This is a genomic window from Agarivorans sp. D1326 (assembly GCF_056958115.1).
This window is the reverse complement of record NZ_JBTWEN010000019.1, coordinates 1-15,306: the sequence shown is the minus strand read 5'-3', so window position 1 is coordinate 15,306 and position 15,306 is coordinate 1. Positions and strand designations below refer to the sequence as shown.

The window sequence follows — 15,306 nt, the reverse complement described above, 5'->3', positions numbered from 1 at the left end:
TAACGCAGTTATCGAGTATTTTAACCAGATAGAATGAACGGTTACTTGGCACAATTGGTATTATTTGGGTAAGCTTAGCTCTAGTTCGATCGACGTACAGCCCTTGGCGCAATAAACGCCAGGGGCTTTTTCTTGCCCAGGTAACACCACCGTCAAAGGCTGCTTACAATGCTCACACTGCTTAGCTTTGCCTGCCAATACTTGCTTAATTAAGTTTCGCTGCTGAGCATAAGCATTAGCACTGCGCTTATTGAGTTCTTTAAATTCCGACATAATTAATACTCTTTCATTACTCCCGCTACTGTAGAGCGTGAGCCCTAGGCTTACAATATCAAATCGGCTTGCTTGGGCTATTTGCTAGGGTCAGTTGACCTTTCGCGGTTAAATTTTGTTCGAAATAAAATCGTTTTAGGCGCGGCAAGGAGTGTGCAGCCTAGTTATTCTAAGCAAATACTACTTAACAAAGCGTAAAACGATTTTAGCCGAACCCTTCGGGCAGGAATTTGTGGCTCATTTCTACTGCGTTATCGGCTTCGCATGTAGGCTAGCTACACATTAAAGCCTCTGCCTTGTAAAAATACCCCACAAACTGCTGCAAAAATCAGCTCGAAAGGTCAACAGACCCTAGGAACTTATGCAAGTTTTGGCCAAAGACACAACATATCAAACCCAATAAGACTAAGCCTGCAGCAAGCCACTCCAAGTGAGTTAAGCTCTCATCAAAAACTAGGTTGGCAGTCAACATTCCGACTACAGGCACCAACAGGGCAAAAGGTGTTACAGCAGCGGCGCTATACTTAGCCAGTAGATGCCCCCAAATGGCAAAGGCAAGTAAGGTAGAAATAAACCCAACATAAGCTAAAGCTAACCAAGTTGAAGTTTGAGCACTTACTAGCAACTGATAAGGCGTATTGGTTTCAAATAAATATGAAAAAGCCAACAAAGGTAATGGAGGAATCAGACTCACCCACACCATAAAATGCAGCACATTAACGCCTTTCGCCTGCTTCATAAACAAGTTAGAAACGGCCCAAGACAAGGCCGCCAAAAGCAACAACAGCAAGCTTATCAAGCTGAGGTTCTCGGAGCTCAAGCCAAAAAACAGCGCAAAACCAAGGCTAGACAAGCTTATTCCCGCTAGCTGGTAAGTGGTAATTTTTTCTTTAAACCAAATAAAGCTGAGCAAAATAGTGAAAATCACTTGTGCTTGCAATAACAAGGACGACAAACCGGCCGATGCCCCAACCTGCATGGCCACAAACAGTAAGCTAAACTTGATCACTCCCAAAAACACGCCCACGGCGACTACGTTGCGCACCGCTGTTTTAGGAAAAGGTACAAAGAACACCGCAGGTATTGCCACAATGGCAAAACGCAAAGCAGAGAACAATACTGGTGGAAGCTCCGTTAAACCCAACTTAATTACTGAGAAGTTCACTCCCCAAATAGTGGCTACGATTAAGGCAAACAGAATATCAATAGGCTTCATAGTATCCATGGGCGAAGACAGGAGTGCTTATCCAGCCTAACCGCAAGTGTTAAAGGCGTCAAAGCTGATTCAAGAACCCAACAACAACTCCCTTACCCTAACAACGAAGCTCCACCTCCCCAGCTGCAAGTTATAACCACAGAAAAACCTTTAAAGAGCGAAACTAAAACCAAGGTATTGAGTAAACGAATATGAGAAGATGCCCTTAATAGATAGAAGTGACCATTTTATGAGATTTTTTGACGTAAAATGTAAATAGTGTGAGTAGTAAATACGATGAAAGAATTTGATATTGGGTTTATTCGGCTTAACTTCATTAAGCCCTTGCTCAATGGCTTATACGCAGAGTTTGCGATTAAGCCCGATGATCTTGGCATTCCTTCGGCTTTGCTTGAAGAACCTCTCACACTTATCCCCATAAACATCGCCAATCGCTGGTTAGAGCAAGCCGAACACTTAAGCCAAGACCCACTTTTTATGCTTAAGTTTACCCCGTATATTGGTTTTGAAAATGTAGAACTGTTTAACAAATGGGTTTATCACACACCTGATTTTGTAGTGACATTTCGCCGTATTAACTATGGTTGTTCGATGCTACAGTCAGGTTGCTCATTGAGCGGGTTACAGTCAGGAAATATTGTGAAATGGGCATACAATAACCCCTATGCAAGCCACCAAGCGCGCCTGCATGATAGCCTGCGTATGGCAATTATGATGTTCAACATGTTGCGTTATTACTTAGGTGAAGATTTCACGCCTTTGCAAGTAAACCTAACCGGTCCAACAGCAGACCTTAAACAACTGGAAGCTTTTTTTGGCTGCAAGGTTAAACAAAGTAGCGCTCAAACCGAAGTATGGCTTAATGCTTCAGTTACCCATTTAGACGAAAATAGCCAGTGGGAGAGGCATGCTCCACTACGCTTAAATGATGCCCAGCTCGACGAATACATTAATATCCCTCAGCCTCACGACACGGTTAAATCATTATATTCACTAATAAACTTTTCCCGCTATTACGGACGCCCGAACGTAGACTTTTTGGCCGACTGCTTGAGTATATCGCGTCAACAATTACAACGCCGCTTATTGGCCCATGGCTGGAATTTTTCAGCCATGACAGCCAACGTATTATGTAACGAAGCGGTACAGTATCTATTTAAGGGCTACGACATTAATAACATTGCCCAGCGTTTATCTTATAGCAATGAGCAAAGTTTTTGCCGCGCCTTTAAACGCTTACGTGGTGTAACACCTTATCAATATTTGCAAAAGCTTAAGGCTAAAACCTAACACCTACTCACGCCCTTCTTGGTGTTGCGGTAAGTTATCGCAAATATCGAACCAGTTAGCTTTATAAGCTACAAAGATATGTGCGTCTGGTTTTAGCTTTATGTCATTATCAAGAGTAGCCAAGCTAAACTCTATAAAACGGCCATCATCATTGGCGGGAGCAAAGCTTAAGCTTGAGCCACACTCACTGCAAAATTGTCTTACAGTGCCATTCTCAGCGGTGAATTTCTTTAAGTATTCCAAACCGCTTGTCCAGCGAAAGTTCTCGGTTTTAGCTTCACCGTAGGTTGCAAAAGCAGCCCCATGAAACTTTCTGCACATACTGCAATGACAATGCCCCATTCGAGGCTCAAGTTGCTCAACTTGATAGCTCACTTTTCCACATAAACAACGCCCTGTCATTTTGCTCATAGCGAATTCCTTAACCAATAATGGGAATGAATTATCACCTTACACTGATAATCCACGTTTGTTGAGTCAGCAAAAATATGCCACCATCAGGCCCTATAACCATGACTTAATCGAATACGCTCATTTATAGGACTCTAGTTAATGTTGAAGATCATCAACAACAAGGACTTTTCAGACTTTAGCGACAAGGCTAAAGCAGCTCCACGCCAGCGCAGCCATCACAATTTACACGAAACCTTAGACGCAGGTGTGCAACGCTTGTTTATTGCTACAGAGCCCGATACCTACATGCGTCCGCACCGCCATAGTGAAGCCCACAAATGGGAACTATTTTTAGTGCTAAAAGGACAACTCGACTTACTAATATTTAATGAGCAAGGCGAGGTTACCGAGCGACATAGTTTGTCACCAGAAACAAACCGAGCTATCGAAGTTCCACCCAATGTTTGGCATGGATATGCTTGTATGCAAGCTGGAACAGTCGGCCTAGAGATAAAAGAAGGTGCCTATGAGCCCACACCCGCAGAAGATTTTGCGCCTTGGTCTCCAGCTGAAGGAGAAGACGGAGCAGATGAGTATCGCGAGTGGATGCGCAGTGCTCAAGTAAAGTAAGCAATTTGCGATGTTTAGCTGAGTATAAAGTGTACCTGGCTAAACAAAACACCTTGTATTCTCAAGCGTTTATTCCGTATTGCTTAAAAAGCCGCTAATATCAGAATACTGTCATTAAATGTCTGATGGAGCAGCCACCACTTAATGCGCCTTTTAGTTGTTGTATTGTTAATAAGCTCTAACCTCAGCCTAGCGTTAGCAGCAGAAACCTCTGCTCCCGAGGCCGAGCAGACGCCCAACTCAATAACCGAACAATTTCAACAAGACTACTTTAGTGCACTAGATTTGGATGAAGACAAAGACTGGATTCAATTAGATTCTGGTGAAGTAATTCAAGGAAACTTAGAAGAGCTTTATCAAAAAGAAGTGCTATTTGACAGCGATGAGTTAGACGATTTAAACATTGATATTGACGATATTCAACGGCTGCGCACTGCCAAATGGTTTCAAGTAAATTTGCGCGGCTTAGGGGTAGTACGTGGCCGCTTAATGGTAGATAAAGATGGCGTGACCATCATTGGAAAAGACACCCATTATGCCTCGCGCCAAGATGTTATATCGGTGTACCGAGTAGCCGAACGAGAAGCCGATCGCTGGGAGAACAAAGCGACCTTAAGCGCCAACGTTGCCAGCGGGAATACCAATACCTTAGAGATAAACGGCAAACTAAATAGTGAACGAAAAACGGCACTTAATCGTACAATTATTACTTATCTTGGGGTGATCTCAGAATCAAATGATGAAACCACCGCGCGTAATCACCGCGTTACCCTTTCTCACGATTTATACAAACACCACGATTGGTTCTTTCGCCCTATATTGGCTGATTTCTATCACGCACCATTAAAGAATATAAAACTGCAAAGCCAATTGGCCTCGCAAGTGGGTTATATCGCAGTGGACGATGATGACAAAAAATGGGAGTTGTCTGTTGGTCCTTCTTGGCAGCAAACCCGTTTTGAAGAAGTTACCGAAGGCAGTTCTAACAAAGAAAGCAGTATGGGTTTGTCTTTTGGCTCTAACTTCGAAATAGACATCACCAAAGACATTGAATTGACTCATGACTACCAAATGACCTTGTCGCAGAAAAAGACCGGTGGTTACCAACACCACAACCTACTTAATCTAGCCATTGATATCACCGACGATCTAGATTTAGACATCGACTTTATTTGGGATTACACCGAGTCACCCACAGCAGACTCAGACGACATAACCCCGGAAAAAAATGACTATCGCCTAGTGATTGGTATTGGCCTAGATTTTTAACAAAAAAAGCCTCTTAACAAAGAGGCTTTAGCAGCAAATATCTAACTTTAAAGGATTTTGGTGTTTGTCTGATCTTCAGCAGTGGCAGCTTTAACACTGTTTTCGTTTGTCTCATCGCGCAAACGCGCCATATTGCGAATATGTTCTACACAAAACTCTACTGAACGCGCTAACTCACGCTTAAGCCCTTCACCACTTTCCAGCTCGACATAAGAAGGCGCTTGCTCAGTATCTGCATACTCAGGCATATTGTTACAAGCTTCTTCAGCAATAACGATTCCCTTTTCACGGTCGATAAGTCGAGCATGTACCTGATAACTCACACGATAATTGTCCCAGTCACTGGTGTAATATATAGAGCTCCAAGATAAGGTGCGAACATCAAGAATGTAGTCATAATCAGAGTACAACTCGATGATGTTAGGTAATTCAGGAATGGTTACTGATTTAGATTCATCATCCACCACCTTTACTTTATAACTATCACTTAGGCCGCTGGCTAATTCACGTGCAATATCCAGAGCAGGGTCTTCAATTTGATTGTTTACAATCATGGCATTGCCTGAAGAAATAGCAGAAGCCAACCCCAATAAGCCAAACTGCACATTTGCGGCAGTTTGTGCAGCAAAATCAGGAAGCGCACTATAACGGGTATAAACGAGGCTCTTATCCGCTAAAGATAGAGACTCATTAGCATCTAATGGTTTGGTTTTTATCGTAGAACATGCCGTAAGAGACAACACAACTACTGCAAATATCAGTCGTAGTAACAAGATTTTAATCCTTTAAAAATTTAAGTATCCACTTCGCATACCAAGCTCAATCATGCAGCTTTGGTGCGGACAAAAGACTACCTAATTTAATCAAGGATTTCAGTACCTAAGCACCTGATTTTATTGTTTAATATCAAAATCATACAAAAAAAGCACCTATTAAGGTGCTTATTAATAATGAAAATGTTTACCCTACCGGGACTTAAACTCTCGACGCCATGCGTGTAATAGGGGTTCGGTATAACCACTAGGTTGCTCACAACCTTTAAACACCAGATCTAGGGCGGCTTGATAGGCACAACTAGTAGCGACATTTCCTGCCATATTCAGATAGGCTGGGTCGCCACTGTTTTGTTCATCGACCAATGCGGCAATCACTTCAAAACGCTGCTTCACTAGCTCTTCACTCACAATATTGTGTTTTAACCAGTTTGCCACGTGCTGACTAGATATACGCAAGGTAGCGCGATCTTCCATTAAACCTACGCCATTAATATCTGGCACCTTAGAACAGCCAACCCCCTGCTCTACCCAGCGAACAACGTAACCAAGAATACCTTGGATGTTGTTATCTAGTTCTGCAATAAGTTGCTGCTCAGTCCAAGCTGTATCAGCCGCTAATGGCGGCGTTAATAAGTCATCTAAGTAACGCTGATCATCATTACTTAGCGCCTCTAATAGTTGATTTTGAATACTCGATACATTTACCTGGTGATAATGCATCGCATGCAGCGTTGCCGCAGTTGGTGAAGGAACCCAGGCCGTGCTAGCGCCACTTTCTGGGTGGGCTTGTTTAGCCAGCATCATAGCTGCCATCATCTCGGGCATGGCCCACATGCCTTTACCTATTTGCGCTTTGCCGTGCAAACCACAAGCAAGGCCAGCTTGAACGTTGTTAAGTTCATACGCTTTAATCCACACGCTTTCTTTTATATCTCCTTTTGGCACCATAGCGCCGGCAGCCATGCTAGTGTGAATTTCATCCCCCGTTCTATCTAAGAAACCAGTGTTAATAAACACCACTCGCTGATGAGCTTCTGCTATACACGCTTTTAAATTAACACTCGTGCGACGTTCTTCATCCATAATGCCCAATTTAATGGTGTTAGCTGTAAGACCAATTAGCTCTTCAACGGCTGCAAAAATTTGATTACTAAATGCAACCTCTTCTGGACCATGCATCTTAGGTTTAACAATGTAAATCGACCCTTCGCGGGAGTTGCGATAAGGGCTATTTCCAAGCAAATCATGTTTAGCGATGAGGCTAGTAAACACAGCATCAAGTAAGCCTTCTGGAACTTCATTGCCCTTAGCGTCCAACATTAGGTTGTTGGTCATCAGGTGACCCACATTGCGCACAAACATTAACGAGCGTCCACTTAAGCTAAAGCCGTGGCCTTGGGTGTTAATGTATTGGCGGTTAGGCGCTAGCTCGCGAGTAATCTGTTTGCCGTTTTTGGTTAAGCTTTCATTCAATGTTCCGCACATTAAACCTAACCAATTTTTGTAAACTTCCACTTTATCTTCGGCGTCTACTGCGGCAATAGAGTCTTCACAATCCATAATGGTGGTAAGTGCTGACTCCAATACAATGTCTTTTACATTGGCACTGTCTTGCGCGCCAATTTGGTGTTCCTCATCAAACTGAATTTCGATATGTAGCCCATGGTGTTGCAATAAAATCGCCGAAGGCTGCTCGGCATCCCCTTGGTAGCCCGCAAGGTGAGAGGCTTCTTCCAAGGTGGTATTCGAACCGTCTTTAAGGCCTACCAATAAACCACCAGAAAGCACGCTGTATTTGGTTGCATCAGCATGGCTGCCATGAGCTAAGGGACAATGTTTATCAAGTAATGCGCGGCCATAAGCAATAACCGCTTCTCCACGCGCAGGGTTATAGGCAGAGCCGGGGGCAAGCTCACCACTTTGCTCAATCACATCGGTACCATAGAGTGCATCATACAAACTACCCCAGCGAGCATTAGCGGCATTTAATGCATAACGAGCATTCATTACCGGTACCACTAACTGTGGGCCTGCTAATAGAGCTAGCTCACGGTCTACTTTTGATGTAGCAAGGCTCACTTGCTCAGGCGCTTTAACCAGATAATTAATATCTTGCAGAAACTGCTGGTAAGCTTGAGCATCGATGGGGGCAGGATGCTGCTGATGCCATTGGTCAATTTGGCTTTGTAAGCTATCACGCTTAGCCAACAAATCTTGGTTTTTAGTAATGAAGTGATCTAAATAGGCTTCTAGCCCAGACCAAAAGCTGTCTTGCTCTACACCAGAGTTTGGCAAAACATCCTGATTAATAAACTGATAAAGCAAATTCGATACTTGGTAGTGTTCCAGCTGATGATAGCTAGATGCGTTATTAGTCGGTTTACTCATCAAACGTTCCTTTATTTTATAGTTATTATGTAGTTAACGAAGTTGAAACTTCGCTAATTGGTTCATGTTACCCTTAACAGTGTTGCAAGCCCGACGAGTAACTCGACGCGCAATAGATTTCAGATTAGCATCCCATACTCGGCCCATGAATAACAATTGGCCAAATGTAGCATTTGCAATCATACATCTCTTTGCTAGTATTTTTCAAACACTTGTTTGAATCTGTTTCTAACTTGCGTTTCAATCTGTAAATAACACCGCGCTAGCACAGCGTATAACCAAAATGGGGCAAGGACTTGCTAAGGTTTATCACTCGCTACTCTACTCAGCTATTAGCCAGCTGTGTTTTCATCGGCTTTGCGCTGCCTAACTTCTCTAATGCCTTACTGCCTTTTTTACCGGCGGTACTGTTTGCTTTAATGTTATTTACCATCGTAAGTTTGAACATCAAAACTTTAGTTAAAGACTTAGCGCAAACATCAATTTGGCTCTACGCAATTTGGCATACGCTTGGTTTAACCGCTTTGATCATGCTAATTGCTTGGTTTTTCAATGTTAGTAGCCAACTCTATTTAGCCATTGCAGCCACTTGCGCTACTGGCTCTCTATTCGCCAGCCCCGCGATTGTTCGCTCGATAGGCTTAGATGCTCAACGCTGTATGGCCATGACAATTGCCTCTACTTTATTAATGCCTGGCGTATTACTGCTTAATAGTCATCTGTTTAGCCACTTTAGTCATAACCAGCAATTACAACTAGACATGCAGGTTTATGGCCAACGTTTAGCAATTTTCATCATATTACCTATTATTATCAGTTTGTTACTGCACAAACTGCTCAAGCAACAACTGATCGACAAAGCACTTATTCAGATCCGGCCTGTAACCATAGTATTGGTGTTTTTTTTCCCCTTGGGCCTAATGGGAGCATTTCGCGAAGTGTATGACACCAGCCCAGCTGTTGCGTTAGAGTATTTGGCAATTGCCAGTACTGCATGTTTCATTGCCTTTGTCGCCAGCTTTTTGTTGTACCTCAAAAAAGGTAAAGAGCTCGCTATAATTAGCGGGGTAACTGCCACTAATCGTAATGTTTTGCTCACCTATAGTATCACTGGTAGCTTTTTAGGGATTGAATACATGATTTATATGGGGGCGATTCAGCTACCCGTGTATTTGTTGCCAATGCTAGTAAAACTGACTTCACGCTCTCGCTAAACTAATCTTATAGGTAATCAAACAAGTTAGAGGTAATTATGAGTGAGCATGCACTAAGCCAACCAGCTATTCACTTAGCCTTAAAACACCTACCGAGTTGGCAGTATCAAAATAACTTTATCGTAAACTCTTATCGGTTTAAAAACTTTGTACAAGCCTTTGAATTTATGGGAAGAGTAGCTGATTACGCCGAGCAGCAAAATCATCATCCAGATTGGAGCAATTGCTATAACAAGGTAGATATTTCATTAACTACCCACGAATTAGGCGGAGTAAGTGAACGTGACTTTAAGTTGGCCACACTTATCGAAGACTTGTACCAACAATACTATCTCACCAAGTAGGCAGCCCTATTTGATGAGATAGTGATAGATGCAATTAAAGTTTAGCGGCATCTACGGCTTTTATTTCTGGCCAATTCTGGTTGGCGTCCACAATCAATTCACCGGTGTTTTCTAACCAACGCTGTTGGACCTTTTTATCAAGGTTAAGGTAAAGCTTCCCATCGACAATTTTCCATGCTGTTGGGTCGGTATCAAACTTCTTCTCCATGGCTACGCCAAAAGCACAATAACCACCGTATTGAGGCGCGTACTTAGCAGGGTCAGCTTTAAATGCATCACGATTGTCTGCTGATGCAAAATGGTAGATAGCATTATTATGAGTGGCGGTATAACTATTGTTACCTTGGGTTGGCTGACCACTGACAAAGTAGGCAACTGGATCATAGCCCTTAATAGCTAAATCATTGGCGTCTACGCTCATACCCACATCGGCAGCAAAGCTAAAGCTACTAACAGCTAGGGAAGTGGCAAGTGCGCTGGTACGAATAATTGCTTTTAGTGTATTCATTTTCATTCTCCAAATAATAGTGTGCTAAGCGACAATGAAACATTAACGGCTAGCTCCGGTCTGTTGGGATACAATCGTTCAGCAATTAGTGCAAAAAGTACGGAATAACTAAAATGGACCAACTTTCTAGCCTACTCAGACAGTTTTCAATCAGCGCTGGTGTTTTTTATTCAGGGCAATTATGTGGCTTATCTGATGTAGCTACAGGTGATGAGCTTGTTGGACACATTCATGTATTGCGATCTGGCAGTTTAAGTATTCAAAGCAAGCAGCAACTGTTAAATGTAGTTGCACCAAGTTTAATTTTTTTCCCCCAACCGCAAGCCCATCGACTTATTGTGGATGAGAAACAGCCAGCAGAACTTGTGTGTGCCACTATTCGATATGACAATGCCAATCACAGTGCGCTGGCGAATGCCTTGCCAGAGCAAATTGTACTATCGCTTAGTCAACATGCTCAATTTGCCCGTGCTATAGAGTTGCTCTTTAGCGAAGCATTTGAGACTGACCAGGGCTCGTTAGTGATAATGGACAAGTTGGTGGAAGTTCTCGTCACCTTATTACTACGCCACAGTATTAACCAACAAAACAAACACTCCGGCTTAATTGCCGGCTTATTGCACCCCAAACTATCGCTCGCCTTAGCAGCTTTACATAAGCAAACGGCTTTCGAGCACTCAGTTGCATGGCTAGCAGAACAAGCGGCTATGTCGCGCACTAGTTTTATTGAAAGCTTTAAGCAGACTATCGGCTGTTCGCCTGGCGACTATTTAGTGGAATGGAAAATCAACCAAGCCAAACAGCTGCTAAAGCGTGGAAAACCAATTACTTGGGTTGCTTCGGAAGTGGGTTATCAAAGTGTATCAGGCTTCACCCGAGCATTTAGAGGCAACACGAATATGTCTCCTAAACAATGGTTAGATGAGCGTAGCTCTAGCAACTAGGTTAATAAGTGCTTAATCTGGTTTTGCAGTTTAGGTACTAAGTCTTGCTCAAACCAAAGGTGCTTAGCAAACCAATGGCGATTGCGCGGTGAAGGATGAGGTAAAGGCCATATACCTTGGGCCGCGTAATGCTGATAATTACCAACATTTTCGCTTAGCGTAGTTTTTGTATCGGTGGGCAAATAAAGAGCTTGGGCGTATTGGCCAATCAACAAAGTAAGCTCAACCTTGTTGAGCTGTTCGATGATTTGTTGATGCCAAGTATCAAAACACAGTTTTGGTGGCGGCAAATCTCCATGCCTGCCTTTACCGGGGTAACAAAAAGCCGAAGGAACAATAGCCACCGTTTCTGCATCATAAAATGTCTCTGGTTCTAGCCCCAACCATTGTCTTAAACGCTTACCACTGGCGTCATCCCAAGGCACGCCACTTTTGTGCACTTTTATTCCAGGAGCCTGGCCAATAATCAATATCTTTGAGTGAACACTAGCCTGCACCACTGGGCGTGGCTCAAGCTGTTTCTCACACAAACGACAAGCACTTACCTGCTCTAGTAATTGCCTAAGGCTTTCAGAACGATCTTCTTTGATCATAGATTCACGCATTAGGGACAAGGGATCCTAAATTTATTACCCAGCTCTTGAATTCGCTGCTCCAACTGATCAGACATTAACACTTTAGTACTACTCAGATTTTCTTTGAGCTGTTCAAGGTTGGTGGCACCAATGATATTGGCTCCCACAAAGCTACGCTGATTGACAAATGCCAAGGCTAACTGGGCAGGACTTAATTCAAATTCACGCGCTAAATCGACATAATGCTGAATCGCTTGTTGAGCTTCTGCGCCATAGCGAGCAAAACGCTTATATAAGGTGAGTCGTGCACCTTCGGGCCATTGATCATTCAAATACTTCCCAGTTAGTGCACCAAATGCTAATGGGGAATAGGCTAATAAAGGAATATTCTCGCGGTGCGACACTTCCGCTAAGGCAACTTCAAAACTACGATTAAGCAAATTGTAAGGGTTCTGGATCGAGACGATCTTCGGCAAGTTATGCTTCTCTGCTAAATGAACATAACGCATTGCTCCCCATGGTGTTTCATTAGAGATCCCCAGGTAGCGAACCTTTCCGGAATTCACAAGATCAGCTAATGCTTCAAGTGTTTCTATAATAGGTGTTTGATCAGCACCTTCTTGGTGCTGATAGTTTAACTGGCCAAAAAAGTTGGTAGCACGATCAGGCCAATGCACCTGATAAAGATCAAGGTAATCGGTTTGTAATCGATTTAAAGAGTCTTCTAGTGCTTGATGGATGCCATTCCATGTAAGCCGCATATCTTGACGAATATAACCACCACGATCTGATTTAGAAGGCGCAGCAACCTTTGAGGCTAATATCAGCTCGTCTCTACATTTTCGCCGTGTTAAGTAGTCACCAATGATAGTCTCGGTGTCACCTTGGGTACTTTGTTGAGGTGGCACTGGGTACATTTCAGCAGTATCAATAAAATTAACCCCATGCGCCAAAGCGTAATCAAGTTGATCAAAAGCCTGATCACGAGAGTTTTGCTCTCCCCAAGTCATTGTTCCTAAGCAAATTTCGCTTACTCGTAAATTTGACTCTCCTAATTGACGATATTTCATCATGCAATCCTCATAAGGTCAGACAATTTCTTTTTGACGTAAAAAACAATTAGCAGCAAAAACTGGACATTTTTACTGCAAAAACCTGCAGCAATTGGAGCTAAGTCTATTTTTCTTTAAAATTTAACACCATATTGGTGATCTAGTTGCTACTTCTTTAATGTTTTTTTAGTTATTATGGGTTCATGCGACTTAAACAAGTTAATGGAGTAATTGTGCAAAGAGCATCCATATTTATATTACTTTTCTGGTGTATTAGTACAGTTGCCAGTGCAGATAGCGTAACTGTTCACTACAAGAGCATTAATAACAACTATGATGGTTGGGGTTTACATATCTGGGCCGGTGAAGAAATGGTGAATGGCAAACAAGTTGGTGCTAGAACCGACTTCCGTTTGCGTAAAGGCACCACCCCTGGCGACCCGTTAATGCCGAGCAAGTTTGACGACTTCGGTGTAGCCTTTACGATCCCTGTACGTAAAGATGCTAAACAATTCTCATACACGTTGACTAATGGTGAACTTCACCATATGAACGTTGAAGAATGGAAGTGGATCAAAAGCAAGCATGGTTTAGAGATTTGGATTGTAGAAAAAGATCCGAAGATATACACCGGCGTGCCAAGACAGTTTGCTAAAAGTGCTACAACGCAAACGGCAAAAACCACAACTACTTCAGCTAAGCCGAAAGCAGTACTGCCACCGCCAGTGCCTAAAGCTAAAGCAACAACCACTACAGCCAAGGTAGCAGCCAAGCCTAAACCTACGCCAAAACCGGTTGCGAAGAGTACAGGCCCAAGCCCAGAAATGACGCGTACTTTGAATTTGCTTAAGAACGATTTAAGCAAAAAGAATAAGACTATTAACAAGCTTCAGTCTGCGCTAAACGATACTCAAAAAATCAACCAGCGTTTACAAAACGACTTAAACAGCAAGTTGATTGACTACCAAGCCTTATTGCAACTTAACGACAAAATAAGCAACGAAAACCGCACATTAACTGCGTCTAACCAAAGCTTATATGCGCAAGTTGAACAGGCTGGTAGCAGTAATGCCGAAGCTCAGTTGTTAGAGCGAAATCAGCAGCTTGAAAAACAACTTGCTGGCGTTAACGAGCAAGTGCTTGGTTTACAGAAAACCATTGCGGAAAACACCGGTAATTCTGAGCAACAAAAACAGTTGCAAGAACAGTTTAACCAAATGCAAACGCAACGAGATGAGCTACGAGCAGACAACAACAAGTTAAGTGCTCATATTGTAGAACTTGTACAACGCTCGGAAAATGCCGGCCAAGCCCAAGAATCAGGCATTGCTTGGTGGTTATTCGGCGCGGTAGTTGCGGTGCTAGTGGTATTAATTGGTCTAGTCTTCTTGGCAACCAGCAAGCGTTACAAAGATCTTCAGTTAGATATGGAAGATGCGCTTAAACGTAAAGAAGAAGAAATCAAAACCGAGAAAATTTACGCTGCAGCTGCTAACGAGAAGCTACGCAAGGTACTTCACGGTGAAGCGCAACAACGCAGTTGGGCGCCAGTACCAGATGGCTTACCAGAGAATCTCAAAAAAGATACTGCATAAAATAACAAGGCCAGCTCAGCTGGCCTTTTCTTTACCCTCAATAAAATTAGCCATTGAGCTATCCTTCAGTTTTCCTTAGCTTCGTCTTTAGTCGCTCACACGTGAAAGAGGCCTATGTGGAACTACATATATTCGATTTAGATGAAACACTGATCGCTGGCGACAGCGGCGTACTATGGCATCAATTTCTAGTACAGGAAGGAGTGGTTACCCAAGCAGGTTTTCTTGAACAAGACGCTGCAATGATGCAGCAATATGCTTTAGGCGAGCTAGCCCTAGAGCAATACATATCTTTCAGTTTAACTCCGATAAAACACCTTAGTAGTGAGCAAGTTGACCGCTTAGTAAGTCAGTTTGTTCGCCAGCAAGTTAATCGTATTGTCTACCCACAAGGCCAAGCATTAATCTCTCAGTTAAAGCAAAGCCATGAGGTACTTATAATCTCCGCTACAGTTAGCTTTATAGTTAACCAGGTTGCGCAATTTCTAGGTGTTGAGCATCATTTGGGGGTTGATTTACATGCCGAGCAGGGAAAGTACACAGAACAAATACAAGGTGTTGCTAGCTTTCGAGAAGGAAAAGTCACACGGCTTAAGCAATGGCTCACTGATCAGTCAAGGCAGTACTCATCAATCAGCTTTTATTCTGACTCAATTAACGATCAGCCCTTACTAGAGTATGCAGACAACGCATATACGGTTAACCCCTGCCCTAAGCTTAAACAGCTCGCTTTAGAGCGGAAATGGACGCAGTTTAGCTGGCAGCTCAACTAATACCAATCGTACTAAGTAACAGCTCACTCTATCTGGTTAAAATACTCGATAACTGCGTTAGAATTT

At 43.0% G+C, this 15,306-nt stretch carries 16 protein-coding genes; 8 read left to right on the top strand and 8 right to left on the bottom strand.

All coding sequences use genetic code 11. The features are described from left to right. Positions 1–60: 60 nt before the first annotated feature. Together ACYFDN_RS21370 and ACYFDN_RS21365 are read right to left on the bottom strand one after the other, a co-directional pair. Positions 61–273 (bottom strand): hypothetical protein, encoded by a 213-nt coding sequence (locus ACYFDN_RS21370; protein ID WP_016402925.1) that lies wholly within the window; start codon positions 271–273, stop codon positions 61–63. 328 nt (positions 274–601) lie between these two features. Continuing rightward, complete coding sequence (locus tag ACYFDN_RS21365; RefSeq protein ID WP_483512647.1) at positions 602–1,489, bottom strand: EamA family transporter; 888 nt, start codon at positions 1,487–1,489, stop codon at positions 602–604. A gap of 276 nt (positions 1,490–1,765) precedes the next feature. Here ACYFDN_RS21365 and ACYFDN_RS21360 point away from each other — a divergent pair, with 276 nt between their 5' ends. Beyond that, positions 1,766–2,779, top strand: a complete 1,014-nt coding sequence (locus tag ACYFDN_RS21360) for an AraC family transcriptional regulator (protein WP_483512646.1) — start codon at positions 1,766–1,768, stop codon at positions 2,777–2,779. Between the two features lie 3 nt (positions 2,780–2,782). On the opposite strand, the gene ACYFDN_RS21355 is transcribed toward ACYFDN_RS21360, so the two are convergent. Next, positions 2,783–3,190, bottom strand: a complete 408-nt coding sequence (locus ACYFDN_RS21355; protein WP_483512645.1) for a GFA family protein — start codon at positions 3,188–3,190, stop codon at positions 2,783–2,785. 141 nt (positions 3,191–3,331) lie between these two features. Between ACYFDN_RS21355 and ACYFDN_RS21350 the strand changes: the two genes are divergently transcribed. Beyond that, a complete protein-coding gene (locus ACYFDN_RS21350) occupies positions 3,332–3,802 on the top strand; it encodes a WbuC family cupin fold metalloprotein (protein WP_483512644.1) in 471 nt (156 codons plus the stop codon). A 144-nt stretch (positions 3,803–3,946) separates the two neighbouring features. Further along, positions 3,947–5,071 (top strand): DUF481 domain-containing protein, encoded by a 1,125-nt coding sequence (locus ACYFDN_RS21345; RefSeq protein ID WP_472588962.1) that lies wholly within the window; start codon positions 3,947–3,949, stop codon positions 5,069–5,071. A 47-nt stretch (positions 5,072–5,118) separates the two neighbouring features. Here the strand turns inward: ACYFDN_RS21345 and ACYFDN_RS21340 are convergent, their stop codons facing one another. Continuing rightward, complete coding sequence (locus ACYFDN_RS21340; RefSeq protein ID WP_483512642.1) at positions 5,119–5,844, bottom strand: hypothetical protein; 726 nt, start codon at positions 5,842–5,844, stop codon at positions 5,119–5,121. Between the two features lie 192 nt (positions 5,845–6,036). Beyond that, the gene (locus ACYFDN_RS21335; protein WP_483512641.1) at positions 6,037–8,235 is read right to left on the bottom strand and encodes a malate synthase G; all 2,199 of its coding nucleotides are present in this window, start codon (positions 8,233–8,235) and stop codon (positions 6,037–6,039) included. Between the two features lie 296 nt (positions 8,236–8,531). Here ACYFDN_RS21335 and ACYFDN_RS21330 point away from each other — a divergent pair, with 296 nt between their 5' ends. Beyond that, entirely contained in the window at positions 8,532–9,449 is a 918-nt protein-coding gene (locus ACYFDN_RS21330; RefSeq protein WP_483512639.1) for a hypothetical protein, read from the top strand. Between the two features lie 38 nt (positions 9,450–9,487). After that, positions 9,488–9,793: a 4a-hydroxytetrahydrobiopterin dehydratase gene (locus ACYFDN_RS21325; RefSeq protein ID WP_016402935.1), complete on the top strand. Its 306-nt coding sequence runs from the start codon at positions 9,488–9,490 to the stop codon at positions 9,791–9,793. A gap of 34 nt (positions 9,794–9,827) precedes the next feature. On the opposite strand, the gene ACYFDN_RS21320 is transcribed toward ACYFDN_RS21325, so the two are convergent. Further along, complete coding sequence (locus ACYFDN_RS21320) at positions 9,828–10,301, bottom strand: YHS domain-containing (seleno)protein (protein ID WP_016402936.1); 474 nt, start codon at positions 10,299–10,301, stop codon at positions 9,828–9,830. Between the two features lie 113 nt (positions 10,302–10,414). Here ACYFDN_RS21320 and ACYFDN_RS21315 point away from each other — a divergent pair, with 113 nt between their 5' ends. Next, entirely contained in the window at positions 10,415–11,245 is an 831-nt protein-coding gene (locus ACYFDN_RS21315) for an AraC family transcriptional regulator (protein ID WP_483512637.1), read from the top strand. On the opposite strand, the gene ACYFDN_RS21310 is transcribed toward ACYFDN_RS21315, so the two are convergent. Both ACYFDN_RS21310 and ACYFDN_RS21305 read right to left on the bottom strand, forming a co-directional pair. Continuing rightward, complete coding sequence (locus tag ACYFDN_RS21310) at positions 11,242–11,850, bottom strand: uracil-DNA glycosylase family protein (protein WP_483512636.1); 609 nt, start codon at positions 11,848–11,850, stop codon at positions 11,242–11,244. The two genes, ACYFDN_RS21315 and ACYFDN_RS21310, sit on opposite strands and share 4 nt — an antisense overlap. Next, a complete protein-coding gene (locus tag ACYFDN_RS21305) occupies positions 11,850–12,890 on the bottom strand; it encodes an NADP(H)-dependent aldo-keto reductase (protein WP_483512635.1) in 1,041 nt (346 codons plus the stop codon). Before ACYFDN_RS21305 ends, ACYFDN_RS21310 begins: the two co-directional genes overlap by 1 nt. A gap of 215 nt (positions 12,891–13,105) precedes the next feature. On the opposite strand from ACYFDN_RS21305, the gene ACYFDN_RS21300 reads away from it, so the two are divergent. Both ACYFDN_RS21300 and ACYFDN_RS21295 read left to right on the top strand, forming a co-directional pair. After that, positions 13,106–14,467, top strand: coding sequence for a pullulanase-associated domain-containing protein (locus ACYFDN_RS21300; RefSeq protein WP_016402940.1), 1,362 nt, complete (start codon positions 13,106–13,108; stop codon positions 14,465–14,467). 116 nt (positions 14,468–14,583) lie between these two features. Next, positions 14,584–15,240: an HAD family hydrolase gene (locus tag ACYFDN_RS21295; protein WP_483512634.1), complete on the top strand. Its 657-nt coding sequence runs from the start codon at positions 14,584–14,586 to the stop codon at positions 15,238–15,240. Positions 15,241–15,306: the final 66 nt, after the last annotated feature.

Bases quoted from the DNA above. Each gene is read 5' to 3' on its own strand.
- ACYFDN_RS21360 (WP_483512646.1), top strand. From the start codon at position 1,766: ATGAAAGAATTTGATATTGGGTTTATTCGGCTTAACTTCATTAAGCCC.
- ACYFDN_RS21355 (WP_483512645.1), bottom strand. From the start codon at position 3,190: ATGAGCAAAATGACAGGGCGTTGTTTATGTGGAAAAGTGAGCTATCAA.
- ACYFDN_RS21335 (WP_483512641.1), bottom strand. From the start codon at position 8,235: ATGAGTAAACCGACTAATAACGCATCTAGCTATCATCAGCTGGAACAC.
- ACYFDN_RS21305 (WP_483512635.1), bottom strand. From the start codon at position 12,890: ATGAAATATCGTCAATTAGGAGAGTCAAATTTACGAGTAAGCGAAATT.
- ACYFDN_RS21370 (WP_016402925.1), bottom strand. From the start codon at position 273: ATGTCGGAATTTAAAGAACTCAATAAGCGCAGTGCTAATGCTTATGCT.
- ACYFDN_RS21365 (WP_483512647.1), bottom strand. From the start codon at position 1,489: ATGAAGCCTATTGATATTCTGTTTGCCTTAATCGTAGCCACTATTTGG.
- ACYFDN_RS21320 (WP_016402936.1), bottom strand. From the start codon at position 10,301: ATGAATACACTAAAAGCAATTATTCGTACCAGCGCACTTGCCACTTCC.
- ACYFDN_RS21345 (WP_472588962.1), top strand. From the start codon at position 3,947: ATGCGCCTTTTAGTTGTTGTATTGTTAATAAGCTCTAACCTCAGCCTA.
- ACYFDN_RS21315 (WP_483512637.1), top strand. From the start codon at position 10,415: ATGGACCAACTTTCTAGCCTACTCAGACAGTTTTCAATCAGCGCTGGT.
- ACYFDN_RS21325 (WP_016402935.1), top strand. From the start codon at position 9,488: ATGAGTGAGCATGCACTAAGCCAACCAGCTATTCACTTAGCCTTAAAA.
- ACYFDN_RS21350 (WP_483512644.1), top strand. From the start codon at position 3,332: ATGTTGAAGATCATCAACAACAAGGACTTTTCAGACTTTAGCGACAAG.
- ACYFDN_RS21310 (WP_483512636.1), bottom strand. From the start codon at position 11,850: ATGCGTGAATCTATGATCAAAGAAGATCGTTCTGAAAGCCTTAGGCAA.